The organism is Actinoplanes sp. URMC 104, assembly GCF_051386375.1.
Taxonomy (GTDB): Bacteria; Actinomycetota; Actinomycetes; order Mycobacteriales; family Micromonosporaceae; genus Actinoplanes.
In genome coordinates this window covers 2,691,640-2,704,530 of sequence record NZ_JBPQTO010000011.1, presented here as the reverse complement: position 1 = coordinate 2,704,530, position 12,891 = coordinate 2,691,640, and the positions used below count along the sequence as shown (strand labels likewise).

Here is a 12,891-nt window from a genome sequence, read left to right as displayed (position 1 = left end):
CTCCACCCGATCCTCGACCTCCGCGCCCTCTTCCACCTCCTCCGCTGCGCGGCAAGGGGGCAGGGCCGGCTCGGCTTCCGGCTCGCGGCGAGGGCAGCAAGCCGGGGCGGTGGGGAGGCGTGAGGGAACAGGCGCGGGTAGGGGCGACGGCCCGACGGCTGCGGCCTCGGCTGAAGGGCGGCGGCTGACCGCGGGGGAGCGGAACGAGCTGCGGCGGCAGGAGCGGCGAGCAGCCCGGCGCGCGGAGGGCGCCTCGGGTGGGCGTCGCGCGGAGGGCGCTGCCGGTGGGCGTGGCGCGGAGGGCGCTGCCGGTGGGCGTCGCGCAGAGGGCACCTCGGGTGGGCGTCGCGCTGACAGCGCCGCTGGCGGGCGTCGTGCAGAGGGTGCCTCGGGTGGGCGTCGCGGGGAAGGCGCTCCCTCTGGTGAGCGTCGTGCGGGTGCGGGCAGGCCCTCGGCCGGCGAGCCAGGTCGCAAGCCGCGTGCTCGCTCCGCCGGCGCGCAGGCAACCGGCGACGAACGACCGCAGTCCGGCGGCGCGGCGGGGTCCCGTACGTCGGAAAAGCAATATCGGCACCGTGAGGCGTCCCGGGTCGCGCTGGACGATGTTTATCGCGCGGGGTTCGCGTGTTTCGTGGGGCGGCCGAATGCGGGCAAGAGCACGCTGACAAATGCGATCATCGGGCAGAAGATCGCGATCACGTCGAACAAGCCGCAGACCACGCGGCACGTCATTCGCGGCATCGTCCACCGGGACAACGCGCAACTCGTGCTGGTGGACACGCCCGGTCTGCACCGGCCGCGGACGCTGCTCGGCGAGCGGCTCAACGACCTGGTGCGCGAGGTGTGGAGCGAGGTCGACGTGATCGGCGTCTGCTTCCCGGCCGACGAGCCGGTGGGGCGCGGCGACCGGTTCATCTCCTCGGAGCTGGCCGAGCTCAAGGCCACGGTGATCGCCGTGGTGACCAAGGTCGACCTGGTGGACCCGGGGACGCTGGCCCGGCACCTGATCGCGGTCAGCGAGCTGCACGAGTTCGCCGACATCGTGCCGGTCAGCGCGGTCTCCGGGCACCAGGTGCAGACGCTGGTCGACGTGCTGGTGCGGCACCTGCCGGAGTCGCCGCAGCTCTATCCGGACGACGTGCTGACCGACGAGCCCGAGCAGGTGCTGATCGCGGAACTGATCCGGGAGTCGGCGCTCGAGGGCGTCCGCGACGAGCTGCCGCACTCGATCGCGGTGCTCGTGGAGGAGATGATGGTCGAGGGCGGCGTCACGAAGATCTACGCGGATCTGTACGTGGAACGCGACAGCCAGAAGTCCATCGTGATCGGTTCCCGGGGCGTACGTCTCAAGGAAGTCGGCAGCCGGGCGCGCGCGGAGATCGAACAATTGCTGGGCACCCGCGTTTATCTCGATCTTCATGTGCGGGTGGCGAAAGAATGGCAGCGGGATCCGCGTCAGCTCCGGAAACTCGGTTTTTGATCTTTTGTATCCATTGCGCTGTATTATGGGATAATTCACGCCGATTTGCGCAATTTCGTAGTGCTTCGGTACTAACGAGGAATGCGTAACCGGTACCTGGATCTGCTGCGCGCAGCCGCAACCGTCCGGGTGGTGGTCTATCACTCGACCGGCTGGGCGGCGCTCACGATTCTCTTCCCCGCCATGTCGGTGATGTTCGCGCTGGCCGGCTCGATGATGGCGGCCTCGCTCGACCGATCGGGGCCGCTCGCCGTGGAGCGCCGCCTGCACCGGCTGCTGCCTTCGCTGTGGGTGCTGGTCGCTGTGGCCGTACCCGTCATGGTTCTCGGCGGCATGGCGTGGGACTGGCGGGTGCTGCTCTGGGCGTTCCCGATCGTGGACCCGCCCGCCACCGGCTTCTGGCTGCAGGGCCTGGCCGCGATGTGGTACCTGCGGGACTTCCTCTGGTTCGTGCTGCTCTCGCCCGTACTGCTGCCGGTCTTCCGCCGGTTCCCGCTCACAACCGTGGCGATCCCGTACGCCGGCCTGACCGCGCTGACCCTCACCGGTGCGACGCCGCCGATGATCGTGCGGGACCTGGCGCTCTACGGGGGCGCCTGGCTCATCGGCTTCGCCCACCACGACGGGCTGCTGCGCCGCTCCTCCGACGGTGCGCTCGCCCGCTACCGCTGGTGGATCGTCGGTGTGCTGGCCGCGGCCGGCGCGGCGTGGGCCCTCACCCATCCCGGGCCGCGCGGGCTCGACCTCAACGACATCCCCCTGGCCAACGCGCTCTGGTCGGCGGCGTTCATCCTCGTGGTGCTCGGCTTCGACCCCCCGGTGGCGCCGCGCCGCGCGCTGACCGTGCTCAACGCGCGGGCGTTGACCATCTACCTGTGGCACGTGCCGCTGATCATCGCCGTGGTGCGGCTGGCCGAAGTGACAGGGCTGCCGGTGCACGGCTGGGTCGGCATCACGTGGCGGCTGGCCGTCGTGTCCGTGCTGCTGGGGGTCGTCGTGCTCGCCGTCGGCTGGGTCGAGGACCTCTCCGCCGGGCGGCGTCCGGTGCTCGTTCCGGGGCGGGTGCGGCGGCTCGCTCCGGTGTCGCCGGCGCCGGCGGGCGTTGGCGGGGTGGGCGCGCCGAAGGCCGGCGCCCGGCGCGGCTGATCGCCCACGAGCGCGGCTTGCCTACGGGCTCGGCTCGCCTACGGGCGTGGCTCGTCTCCGGGCGTGGCTTGTCTCCGGGCGTGGCTCGTCTCTGGCGCTGCTCGTCTTCAGGCGTGGCTCGTCTCCGGGCGCGGCTCGTCTTCAGGCGTGGCTCGTCTTCAGGCGCGGCTTGTCCACGGGCGTGGATCGTCCAAGGGCCCGACTCATCCACAGGCGTGGCTCATCCCGAGCGTGGCTCATCCCGAGCGTGGGTCGTCGCCAGGCGCGGCTTGATCACGGGCGTGGGTCGTCGCCAGGCGCGGCTTGATCACGAGCGTGGGTCGTCGCCAGGCACTGCTTATTCACGGGCGTGGGTCGTCCACAGGCCCGACCCGTCCACAGGCCCGACTCGTCCACAGGCCCGACTCGTCCACAGGCCCGACCCGTCCACAGGCCCGACCCGTCCACAGGCCCGACCCGACCACAGCGGTGGCTTGTCCACAGCCAGCGACCCCAAGATCCGCTGACGTCGCCATAATGGCCGAGGCGGGGGTCCCCCAGGGAGGGCGGGCTGTGCGGGCGGGCTGTGCGGGCGGGCTGTGCGGGCGGGCTGTGCGGGCGGGCTGTGCGGGCGGGCTGTGCGGGCGGGCTGTGCGGGCGGGCTGTGCGGGGGCGAGGTCGCCGCCATCCGCGAGAATTCGGCGCGGCAGCGCGGCTTCGGCGGGCGGCCGCTGATCGTCGCCATCCGGCGGGTGAACCGAGGCTCATACACCCCGGGGCGCACCGCAGGCGTCGCCCGGCTCGGTCGGTGCGGAGGGCGACCCAGGTCAGCGGGCCCGCACGAGCAGCGGCTGCGCGACCTGCCCGATCGCCCCGTCGAGGTCGAACAGCTCCCCGGACGCCAACCCCAGGCCGTCGTCGCTGAGCTGGGTGCGGCACGCCAGGTGCACCCACTCGCCGGCGGCGGGGCGCAGCAGCGTGGTGGTCATCGTGGGCGGGATCGAGAGCCACTCCCGCATCGGGAGCACCGCCGACAGGCCGTTCGCGGAGTCGGCCACGATCAGCGCGCGGTCCTGGCCGCTGATCGGCTCGCCGTCGACCAGCGGCATCCGCACCCGCGTCCAGACGTGGGTCTCGCCGTCCGTGCCGCCGAGCGAACCCTTGGTCGTACGCCACTCGACCGCCCGGCCGTAGCCCCAGTCCGCCAGGCCGGGGAAGCTCTCGCCGTCGCCGGCGGGCAGCGGCTCCGCCTGGGCGGCGGGGGTGCTCACGGGGGGCTTGGGCCCGGGTGCGAGGTGCCATCCGCGCGCGCTCACGGCGACCCGGCCGTCGACGACCATGCGGGCCTCGTTGAGCGTGGTGAGCCGGCCGGGCTTGAGCGGGGACACCTCGACGCGGAAGTCGCGGCGCGGGATGGGGCCGAGGAAGTCCACCGAGATGCGGGCCAGCCGCAGCCCGTCGACCGTCAGCAGCCGGCCGAGCAGCGCGGCGGGCGGGCCGCCGTGCTGCATCTCGCCGTCCCACGGGCTCTCGGTGGAGCGGGTGGGGCGGAACTGGTCGTCGCCGAGCGGCAGATAGAAGCTCATGCCCCGATCATGCCGCGGTGACGATCGCGTCGCCGCTGCCGGTGCGCAGGTCGAGCTCGTTCTTGGCGGCGGGGTCGTTGGTGATGCCCTGCACCGCGGCGTCGCCCGAGCCGGTGTGCGTGGTGATCTTGTAGCGTCCCTCGGGCACCTGCACCCGCACGTCGCCGCTGGTGGTCTGGGCGGTCACCGAGGCGGCCGTGGCGAGCTCGGCGTTGATGTCGCCCGAGGTCACCTTGAGGCGGGCCGGGCCGGCCACGTCGATCGCGCTGATGTCGCCGGAGGTGGACTGCACGTCGACGGCCTTCGCGCGGACCACTCGCACGTCGCCCGAGGTGCCCCTGAGCTTGACCGAGCCGGTCGCGTCGGTGACGATGACGTCGCCCGAGGTGAGCTTGAGGTCGGTGTCGCCGACGCCTTCGAGCGCGATGTCGCCGGAGCGGAGCTCGCCGCCGACCTTGACGCCGGCGGGGGCGACGATCTCGTACGACACCTGGCAGGTGCGGCCGCAGGAGGTGTCGATGACGAGCGTGCTGCCCTCGACCCGGTACGACGCCTCCGGGTCGGTGCTGCGCCGGATGACCCGCTTGATGCTCGTCTCGGTCACGTTCGCCGTACGGATGCGCACGTCGCCGCTGTCGCCGTCGAGCCGGATGTCGGTGATCTTCGCCTTCTCGGTGTCGTCGTAGGTCATGCTGGCACCGAGCACCCCGGCGCACCCCGTCAGGGTGGTCGCCGTCGCGGCGATGAGGACGAGAGCTGCGGCGCGCCGGGTGACTGTGGTGGTCATGGGAAGACGCTATGACCGGGGCGGGCGGGGGCGCCATCGGTCCTGTCACTGACCGGCCCCGGAGATGACCCTGAGATCCGGGTCAGGGTGGGTCAGCCTTCAGTCTGGTCTCGGGTGGCGGGTGGGGTGGTCGGACGGGCGTACCCAGGAGGCATGATGTTCAGGTGCCCGCCGCCGGATACCGCCGCCACCTCTACCGCGACGACGCGGTGGTGCTGCGTGTGCAGAAACTCGGCGAGAGCGACCGCATCATCACGCTGCTCACCCGCCGCCACGGCCGGCTGCGCGCGGTCGCCCGCGGCGTGCGCCGCACCACCTCGCGCTTCGGCGCCCGGCTCGAGCCGTTCGGCCACATCGACCTGCAGCTGGCAGGCTCGCCCGAGGGCGTGGGCAGCAGCCTGCACTCGGTGAGCCAGGTCGAGGCCGTCGCGCTCTACGGCAAGCAGTTCCTCGGCGACTACCCGCGCTACACGGCGGCCAGCGCGATCGCCGAGACCGCCGAGCGGCTCACCCCGGTCGAGCGTGAGCCGTCGCTGCGCCTGTTCCAGCTCACGCTCGGCGCGCTCAAGGCGCTGGCCGTGGGGGAGCACGCGGGCACCCTGGTGCTCGACGCCTACCTGCTGCGCGCCATGGCGGTGGCCGGTTGGGCGCCCGCGATCGCCGACTGCGCGGTCTGCGGCACCCCCGGGCAGCACGCGGCGTTCTCGGTGCCGGCCGGCGGCGCGGTCTGCCCCGACTGCCGTCCGCCCGGCTCGGCGCACCCCAGCCCGGCGACGCTCGGCCTGATGAACGCGCTGACCATGGGCGACTGGGCGGTGGCCGACGCGGCCGAGCCGCCGGTGCGCCGCGAGTGCAGCGGCCTGGTCGCCGCCCACCTGCAATGGCACATGGAGCGGGCGATGCGCTCGCTGCCGCTGGTCGATCGACGGGAGAACCCATGACGCCACGCCCGCCCACCCCGCACCTGTCCGGCGCCACCCCGCCCGAGCTGCCCAAGGCGGCGCTCCCGCGGCACGTGGCGCTGGTCATGGACGGCAACGGCCGGTGGGCCAAGGAGCGTGGCCTGTCCCGCACCAAGGGGCACGAGCAGGGCGAGTTCTCGCTGTTCGACACGATCGAGGGCGCCATCGAGCTCGGCATCCCCTACCTTTCGGCGTACGCCTTCTCCACCGAGAACTGGAAGCGCTCGCCCGAGGAGGTGCGCTTCCTCATGGGGTTCAACCGCGACGTCATCCGGCGCCGCCGCGACCAGCTGGTCGACCTGGGCGTGCGCGTGGTCTGGTCGGGCCGCCGGGGCCGGCTGTGGAAAAGCGTGATCTCCGAGCTCGAGACCGCCGAGGAGATGTCGCGCGGCAACAGCACGCTGACCCTGCAGTTCTGCGTCAACTACGGCGGCCAGGCCGAGATCGCCGACGCCGCGGCCGCGATCGCGCGCGACGTGGCGGCCGGCAAGCTCAGCGCCGACAAGGTCAACGAGAAGACGATCGCGAAATACCTCTACCACCCCGAGGTGCCGGCGGTGGACCTGTTCCTGCGGCCCTCGGGCGAGCAGCGCACGTCCAACTTCCTGCTCTGGCAGTCGGCGTACGCCGAGATGGTCTTCCTCGACACCCTCTGGCCCGACTTCGACCGCCGCCATCTGTGGTACGCGTGCGAGCTCTACGCCAGCCGCGACCGCCGCTTCGGCGGCGCCATCCCCAACCCGGTCAGCCCCACGTGAGCCGGCTCTGGCTGGCGCGGCACGCCGAGGCGGAGATCGACGAGTCGGGCCTGACCGGGGCCGGGCGGCGGCAGGCCGCGCTGCTGGGTGAGCGGCTGGCCGGTGTGGGCATCACCCGCATCAGCCACAGCCCGCTGGCGCGCGCCGCCGAGACCGCCTCGATCGTGGGCGAGCACCTGCCGGGGGTGCCGGTCGAGGCCGTCGACGAGCTGACCGATGCTCTTCCGACCGACGACCCGGCGGCCGCCGACGCGATGGTGGCCCGCTTCGCCGACCCGGCCGCCGACGAGCTGTGCATCACGCACAGCTTCCAGGTCGCCTGGTTCGTGCGGGCGGCGCTCGAGGCGCCGGCTGCCCGCTGGCGGGGGCTCAACTCCTGCAACACCGGCCTCACGGTGCTGCGCTGGGCTCCCGGGCGTCCGGTCGTTCCGCTGGTGTTCAACGACGTCACGCACCTGCCGCCCGAGCTGCGCTGGACGGGCTTCCCGCCCGAGCTGCGCCTGCCCTGAGCTCAGGGGCCGGTGAGGATGCGGACCGTCGCGTCCACGTCGGACAGGTCGGGCAGCACGGCGTGCGCGCCGGCCAGCACCAGGTCGGCCATGGTGGTCGAGCCGGTGGCCACGGCGACGGCGTAGGCGCCGTTCGCCAGCGCGGCGGTCACGTCGTTCACGGTGTCGCCGATGACCACCGGTGCGAAGCGCTCGCCGTATTTCGCCTCGGCCCGCTCGAGGCTGCGCCGCACCAGCGTGGCGCGCACGCTGTCGTCGGTGCCGTACCCGCCGACCTCGGCGTCGAACGAGGCGCTCAGGTCGAACGCGGCCACCTTCGCCGCCGCGACCTCGGGCACGTTGCCGGTGACCAGCGTCTGCACCACGCCCGGGTCCTCGCCCAGGCGGGCCAGCACGTCGCGGACGCCGGGCATCAGCGCGCCCTGCTCGGCGAACAGGTGCTGGGTGCGCCGCACCTCGGCCACGTAGCGCAGGAAGAACCGCTCCGGGGTGCAGTCGGTGACGCCGTGCGTCGCGAACACCTCGGCGCAGATGTCCATGTCCGTACGGCCGCCGAACACCGGCGTCTCGCGCCACGCCAGCCCGGTCAGCTCGGCGAACGCGGCCTTCCACGCCGTCGACGCCACCCCGCCGCCGCGCAGCAGGGTGTAGTCGATGTCCCACATGACCAGGCGCCTCACTCCTGCAGCGCCCGTTCGATGTGCGCCACCTTGGCGTCGAGCGCGCCGGTCACGCCGGGCCGCATGTCCGCCTTGAGCGACACGCTGACCCGCGGCGCGTGGGCGGCCACCGCGTCGACGGCCTGTTTGACGACGGCCATCACCTCGTCCCACTCGCCCTCGATCGTGGTGAACATGGCGTCGGTCCGGTTCGGCAGCCCTGAGGCGCGCACCACGCGTACGGCCTCGGCCACCAGATCGCCGACGGAGTCGCCCACACCCAGGGGCGTCACGGAGAAAGCAACCAGCACGCGCCCATGGTCGCAGGTCCTCTCGCTTCCCCCGCAACCCGCGGCAGCACTTGTTTCGTTGCCGCACGTGCCGCAGAGAGCGCTCTCACACCGCATCGCCGCAGCGTGCGCGCCCCGGACGACGGACGATGGGAGCGGAAAACCGGATTGCGCTCCCCGAGGCCCGGGCGGCGCCGGCCGCCCGGGCCTTTCCGGTCAGCGCTTGGCCTCGGCCAGGGCCTGACGGACCACGTCGGCGCTCGCGGGCGTGCCGGCGGGGTCGCTGAACGAGCCGTAGGGCGGCCCGTAGGCCGGCTGGCCCGGCTCGAACCGCCAGCTGTCGGCGAGCGTGCCGACGTCCACCGCTTCGTAGCCGATGGCGTCGAGGAACTCGGTGGCCGTCTGCTTGGCGGCGTCGTCGTCACCGGCGATGGGCAGGGCCGAGCGGTCCGCGGCGCCGGACGGGCGGGCCAGCGACGCCAGGTGCGCCGAGAAGATGTTGTTGAAGACCTTCACCAGGCGGGCCGAGCCCAGCGCCTGCTGCTCGAGCTCGGAGCTGGTCGCCTCGCCCCGGTCGAGCGCCTCGAAGACGCCGTCGCGCTGCGGGTAGTAGTTGTTCGTGTCGAGCACGACCTTGCCGGCCAGCTCGGCCACCGGCAGCTGCGCGAACGCCTTGAACGGCACGCTCACCACCACCAGGTCACCGGCCTTCGCGGCCTCGGCGGCGGTCGCCGCGCGCGCCTTCGGGCCCAGCTCAGCCACCAGGTCCTGCAGGGTCTCGGGCCCGCGGGAGTTGCTCACCACCACGTCGTAGCCGGCCGCGGCCGCGAGCCGCGCCACCGTGCCGCCGATGTTTCCGCTGCCGATGAATCCGATCGTCGTCATGGTCGCGACAACCTCGGCCCTGCGCCCGGCATTCCGAGGCCCACGCCACAGTCGCGGCTACCATTCCGCCGTGATCCATGCCGACGCCGCCGGAACCTGGACCCTGGGCGACCACACCGTCAACCGCATGGGGTTCGGCTCCATGCGGCTCACCCCCAACCCGATCCCGGCGTGGCGATCAGGGTGCTGCGGCGGGCGGTCGAGCTGGGCGTCGACCACATCGACACCGCCGCCTTCTACCGCTCGCCGGGCGGGATCCTGGAGGTGGGCGAGGGGCCGATCCGCTATGCGACCGAGCTGATCCGATCGCACCCGTCGTGTGCGTGCAGAACATCTTGGCGCTCGACCTGCCGCGGGACGCGGACATGCCGCGGCTGTGCGCCGAGCGGGGGATCGCGTTCGTGCCGTTCTTCGCGATCGCGGGGGCCGGACGCGAGGACGGTCCGCGGGCTGCGACCGGCACGGCCGTGCACCGGGTGGCCGAGGCCCACGGCGTCTCGGTCCACCAGGTGCGTCTCGCGTGGACGCTGCACCAGGGCGCCAACGTCCTGGCGATCCCGGACACCGGCGACGTACGCCATCTCGAGGACAACATCGCCGCCGGTGGGCTGCGCCTCACGGGCGAGGAACTGGCCGCCCTCTCGGCCGGCTAGGAGCGGAGCAGGGCGGCGACCTCGCGGGCCAGGTCGGTGGACGCCTCGATCTCGGCCCGGCGGATCGAGACGCTCTCGATGTTGAAGCCGTACGGCATGCCGAGGCGCTCGCAGAACGACTTGAGGTCTCCCGCGATGGCCAGCGCCTCGCGGCGCGAGGTGGCCAGCGGGTCGGGGGACTCCAGCAGCTCGGTGGCCAGCCACGGCGGCACCTGCACGCCCAGCCAGCGCAGGAACTCCAGGGTCTTGGCGGAGCCGCACAGCGACAGCGTGAAGATCAGCGGCCGGGGCGTGATGCCGGCCTCCCGGCAGGCGTAGAAGTAGTCCGAGACCAGGTTCTTGGTCTCGTTGAGGTCGTAGACGACCTGGGAGATGAAGAACGTGCACCCGCGTTCCTGCTTGGTGAGCATGCGCAGGTGCTCGTCGCCGTGGCGGGCGTGGCGCTCGCCGATCACGACGGCGCCGAGGGGGAGCAGCGGGCGGACGTCGGCGTGCAGCTGCTGGGCGCGCCGCAGCGAGGTCTGCACGGGCTTGCCGCCGGACGAGGCGCCGACGAAGACCCCGAGCGTACGGGACGTGTCCGCCGCCGCCAGCCAGCCGCGCAGCTCGTCCTCGGTGTACTTGCCGACGCAGCGGTAGATCACCGTGGGCCGGTCCCAGTCGCCGAGGTGGTCGGCGTGGTACGAGGCGGGGTCGAGGGTCGGCAAATACGGGAACGGGCGCTCCTGCGCGACGCGGTCCGACTCGTCGTCGATGTCGTAGAGGATCAGCCCGTCCAGGTCGAGGCCGGCCAACCGGCGCACGGTGACCTCGGCGATCTCCTTGACCCGCGCGGGGTCGGTGGTGCGGCGAGGCGGGGTGATGCTGAACAGCATCACCCCGCCCTGCGCGCCGGCCAGTTTGGACTGCAGCGAGTTACGGGACACGGGCCCAGCGTAGAGAAGTGATCAGGCGTGGTCGGCGCAGCAGGGGGTGGGTTCCCGCGTCTCGAACGGGACGAGGACCCCGCCCGCGGCCGGCGTGGTGACGAGCACCAGGTCACCGCCGCGGTACTGCGGCCGTACGAAGTCCCGGGTGTCCACCACCGCGTCGTCGCCGGCCACGCCGGACCCGAGCACCTCGACCCGGTCGATCGCGCTCAGCGACAGCACGTCGGACACGGTGAGCGAGCCCACCAGCCGCTCGGAGCCCGGGAACACCACCGCGCGGCCGGACCTGCCCGCCGCCGCCGCGTCGGCCGCCGCCCGCAGCTCGGGCGCGGTCTCGGCGGAGACACCGGAGAGGCTGATCGCGACGTGCGGGAACGGCGTCTGCACCAGGTGCGTGCAGGCCCACGACGGCGCCGGGTCGAGCGCCAGGATCCAGTGGTCTGCGGCGGACAGCTCGCGGTGACCGAGGCTGACCCCGGTCACCGCGGCCCGGGAGACCGAGCGGTACAACGTCACTTGGGGAGCACCCAGATCGGGTTGGTGTAGAACCACAGGTCGCCCCACGGGTCGGCGTCGCCGGCGACGTCCAGCTTCGGGCCGTACGGGTCGACGGACGCGCCCATCAGGCCCGGCTGGGTGCGGTTGCCGTCGGTCCCGCGCACGCGCACGTAGAACGGCTTGTCGAGCCGGCCGAACGAGTACGTCAGCGAGACCCGCTTCGCACCGGGGCTGACCTCGAACGACTTGGCCACCTTGGTGTCCGGGGCGGTGAAGGCGTCCTTGTCGGCGACCGGGCCGGTCACCGTGCCGACGATCACGTCGACGCGCTTGAGGACCGGGACGAACTGGGCCCAGTTCGGCACGTCCTGCAGGTCGATGTCGAGGGTGATCTCGGTGCTGGTGCCGCGCTTGACGTGCAGCACGCCGCCCAGCGGGGTGCCGGTGGCGCCGCGGCGGTCGCCGGCGACCCGGACGCGCGCGTCCAGGCCCTTGATCAGGCGGCCGTGGTCGACCCAGACGCGCCCGGCGCGCAGGCCGTCCATGACCTGCTTGTAGCCCCACGAGGTCGCGCCGACGTTCGTCCGGCCGTAGAAGCCCGGCCAGAAGTCGCCCGCCTGCGTGTTGACCTTGCCGGTGTAGACCGGGTCGTTGTACTTGCCGTTCGCCTCGAAGTCGCTGCCCGGGCCGCGGTCGGACTGGTCCAGGTAGTTGACGTGCGAGTCCGAGTTGACGGTGATCCACCACGCCTTGCCCTCGGCGAGCAGGCTGTCCCAGAGGCCGCCGACGGTGGCGGTCATCCAGTCGAAGCCGCCCCAGGTGCGGTAGCTCTCCAGCGGGTAGCCGGCGAACGACGCGGCCGACGGGTTGTTGTCGTAGTAGCCGCGCGCGCCGCCGCGGCCGTTCGGGGCCGGGATGCCGGCGGCCTGGTGGCCGGGGGCGCCCTCGAAGCCGACCGCGACGGTGGGGTCGGCGTCGCGCCAGTTGCGGATCTCGTGCGGCGAGTCGATGCCGCGGCGGGCCGGGTGGTTGGCGAAGAACAGCGCGCCGTCGACCTTGCGGGCCTTGACCTGCGAGGCGAGGAACTTGATGCCCGCGATCGCGGCGGCCTCGTTCTGCTCGGTGGTGTTGGTCGCGGGCAGCAGCGAGCCGTCGTAGTTCTGCTCGAACTGCTTGAGGACCTCGACCTCGTTGCGGCTCGGGGTCACGAAGACGGTCGCGTGCTCGGCGGCCGGGATGTTCCACTCCAGACCCTGGAACGTCAGCAGGTCGCGCAGCTCGTCACGGGTGGCGCGGATGTCCGGGTTGACCTTGTCGACGCCGATCTTGGCGTGCGTGGCGCTGCCGTGGTCGGTGATGACGACCCAGTCGAGGCCGAACGCGCGGCCGTGCCTGGCCTGGTCGATGACCCGGTACTGGGCGTCCGAGCTGTACTGGGTGTGGATGTGGTGGTCACCGGCGAGCCAGGTGAACCCGCCCTTCCCGGTGCCGCCGCCGGCCGGGCCGTGGCTGTGCGGCAGGCCCGCGGCCTGCGCGGCCGACGGGGTGGCGAGCACGGAGGCCGCGGCGCCCGCGCCCAGCAGGCCCGCGCCGCGCAGGAAGCCACGCCGCGAGACGTCGGACGGCGAGAGCTCGCTGTCCGGGATGCTCAGGTCGAGGGCCGGGGCGACGTCGCCGCCGGCGGTCTCGTGCGGGTGGTCGTGGTGATGGTGGTCGTGGCCGTGACCCATATCGGTGATCTCCCACAGATGGATGCATGCTCTATCGGGC

The 12,891-nt window shown here is 72.6% G+C and carries 14 protein-coding genes; 6 read left to right on the top strand and 8 right to left on the bottom strand.

The window, feature by feature from the left end; all coding sequences use genetic code 11:
- Positions 1–595 precede the first annotated feature (595 nt).
- Both era and ACSNN8_RS38420 read left to right on the top strand, forming a co-directional pair.
- Entirely contained in the window at positions 596–1,480 is an 885-nt protein-coding gene (gene era / locus ACSNN8_RS38425; protein WP_436655595.1) for a GTPase Era, read from the top strand.
- Positions 1,481–1,561: 81 nt separating this feature from the next.
- Positions 1,562–2,626, top strand: a complete 1,065-nt coding sequence (locus tag ACSNN8_RS38420; RefSeq protein WP_436655266.1) for an acyltransferase family protein — start codon at positions 1,562–1,564, stop codon at positions 2,624–2,626.
- Positions 2,627–3,432: 806 nt separating this feature from the next.
- Here ACSNN8_RS38420 and ACSNN8_RS38415 read toward each other — a convergent pair.
- Together ACSNN8_RS38415 and ACSNN8_RS38410 are read right to left on the bottom strand one after the other, a co-directional pair.
- Positions 3,433–4,191 (bottom strand): thioesterase family protein, encoded by a 759-nt coding sequence (locus tag ACSNN8_RS38415; RefSeq protein ID WP_436655264.1) that lies wholly within the window; start codon positions 4,189–4,191, stop codon positions 3,433–3,435.
- A 7-nt stretch (positions 4,192–4,198) separates the two neighbouring features.
- Positions 4,199–4,978 carry a DUF4097 family beta strand repeat-containing protein gene (locus ACSNN8_RS38410; protein ID WP_436655262.1) on the bottom strand — a complete coding sequence of 260 codons (780 nt, stop codon included), beginning with the start codon at positions 4,976–4,978 and terminating at the stop codon, positions 4,199–4,201.
- A gap of 164 nt (positions 4,979–5,142) precedes the next feature.
- On the opposite strand from ACSNN8_RS38410, the gene recO reads away from it, so the two are divergent.
- Genes recO through ACSNN8_RS38395 form a run of 3 tightly spaced genes read left to right on the top strand, consistent with a single transcriptional unit; the run spans position 5,143 to position 7,207 of the window.
- Positions 5,143–5,919 carry a DNA repair protein RecO gene (gene recO, locus ACSNN8_RS38405; RefSeq protein ID WP_436655260.1) on the top strand — a complete coding sequence of 259 codons (777 nt, stop codon included), beginning with the start codon at positions 5,143–5,145 and terminating at the stop codon, positions 5,917–5,919.
- Positions 5,916–6,698, top strand: coding sequence for an isoprenyl transferase (locus tag ACSNN8_RS38400; protein WP_436655258.1), 783 nt, complete (start codon positions 5,916–5,918; stop codon positions 6,696–6,698). The genes recO and ACSNN8_RS38400 overlap by 4 nt, the downstream gene beginning before the upstream one ends.
- Positions 6,695–7,207: a histidine phosphatase family protein gene (locus ACSNN8_RS38395; protein ID WP_436655256.1), complete on the top strand. Its 513-nt coding sequence runs from the start codon at positions 6,695–6,697 to the stop codon at positions 7,205–7,207. Before ACSNN8_RS38400 ends, ACSNN8_RS38395 begins: the two co-directional genes overlap by 4 nt.
- Before the next feature lie 2 nt (positions 7,208–7,209).
- Here the strand turns inward: ACSNN8_RS38395 and ACSNN8_RS38390 are convergent, their stop codons facing one another.
- The 3 genes from ACSNN8_RS38390 to ACSNN8_RS38380 form a co-directional block, all read right to left on the bottom strand.
- Complete coding sequence (locus tag ACSNN8_RS38390) at positions 7,210–7,887, bottom strand: HAD family hydrolase (protein ID WP_436655254.1); 678 nt, start codon at positions 7,885–7,887, stop codon at positions 7,210–7,212.
- Positions 7,884–8,177, bottom strand: a complete 294-nt coding sequence (locus ACSNN8_RS38385; RefSeq protein WP_436655253.1) for an MTH1187 family thiamine-binding protein — start codon at positions 8,175–8,177, stop codon at positions 7,884–7,886. Before ACSNN8_RS38385 ends, ACSNN8_RS38390 begins: the two co-directional genes overlap by 4 nt.
- Positions 8,178–8,372: 195 nt before the next feature.
- Positions 8,373–9,041 (bottom strand): NADPH-dependent F420 reductase, encoded by a 669-nt coding sequence (locus tag ACSNN8_RS38380; protein WP_436655251.1) that lies wholly within the window; start codon positions 9,039–9,041, stop codon positions 8,373–8,375.
- A gap of 323 nt (positions 9,042–9,364) precedes the next feature.
- Here ACSNN8_RS38380 and ACSNN8_RS38375 point away from each other — a divergent pair, with 323 nt between their 5' ends.
- Positions 9,365–9,694 carry an aldo/keto reductase gene (locus tag ACSNN8_RS38375; protein ID WP_436655249.1) on the top strand — a complete coding sequence of 110 codons (330 nt, stop codon included), beginning with the start codon at positions 9,365–9,367 and terminating at the stop codon, positions 9,692–9,694.
- On the opposite strand, the gene ACSNN8_RS38370 is transcribed toward ACSNN8_RS38375, so the two are convergent.
- From ACSNN8_RS38370 to ACSNN8_RS38360, 3 genes are read right to left on the bottom strand one after another with little or no spacing between them, the layout of a single operon-like run.
- Entirely contained in the window at positions 9,691–10,620 is a 930-nt protein-coding gene (locus ACSNN8_RS38370) for a methylenetetrahydrofolate reductase (RefSeq protein WP_436655247.1), read from the bottom strand. The two genes, ACSNN8_RS38375 and ACSNN8_RS38370, sit on opposite strands and share 4 nt — an antisense overlap.
- 21 nt (positions 10,621–10,641) lie before the next feature.
- The gene (locus ACSNN8_RS38365) at positions 10,642–11,139 is read right to left on the bottom strand and encodes a hypothetical protein (RefSeq protein WP_436655245.1); all 498 of its coding nucleotides are present in this window, start codon (positions 11,137–11,139) and stop codon (positions 10,642–10,644) included.
- Positions 11,136–12,851 (bottom strand): histidinol-phosphatase, encoded by a 1,716-nt coding sequence (locus ACSNN8_RS38360; RefSeq protein ID WP_436655243.1) that lies wholly within the window; start codon positions 12,849–12,851, stop codon positions 11,136–11,138. Before ACSNN8_RS38360 ends, ACSNN8_RS38365 begins: the two co-directional genes overlap by 4 nt.
- Between the last annotated feature and the right edge of the window lie 40 nt (positions 12,852–12,891).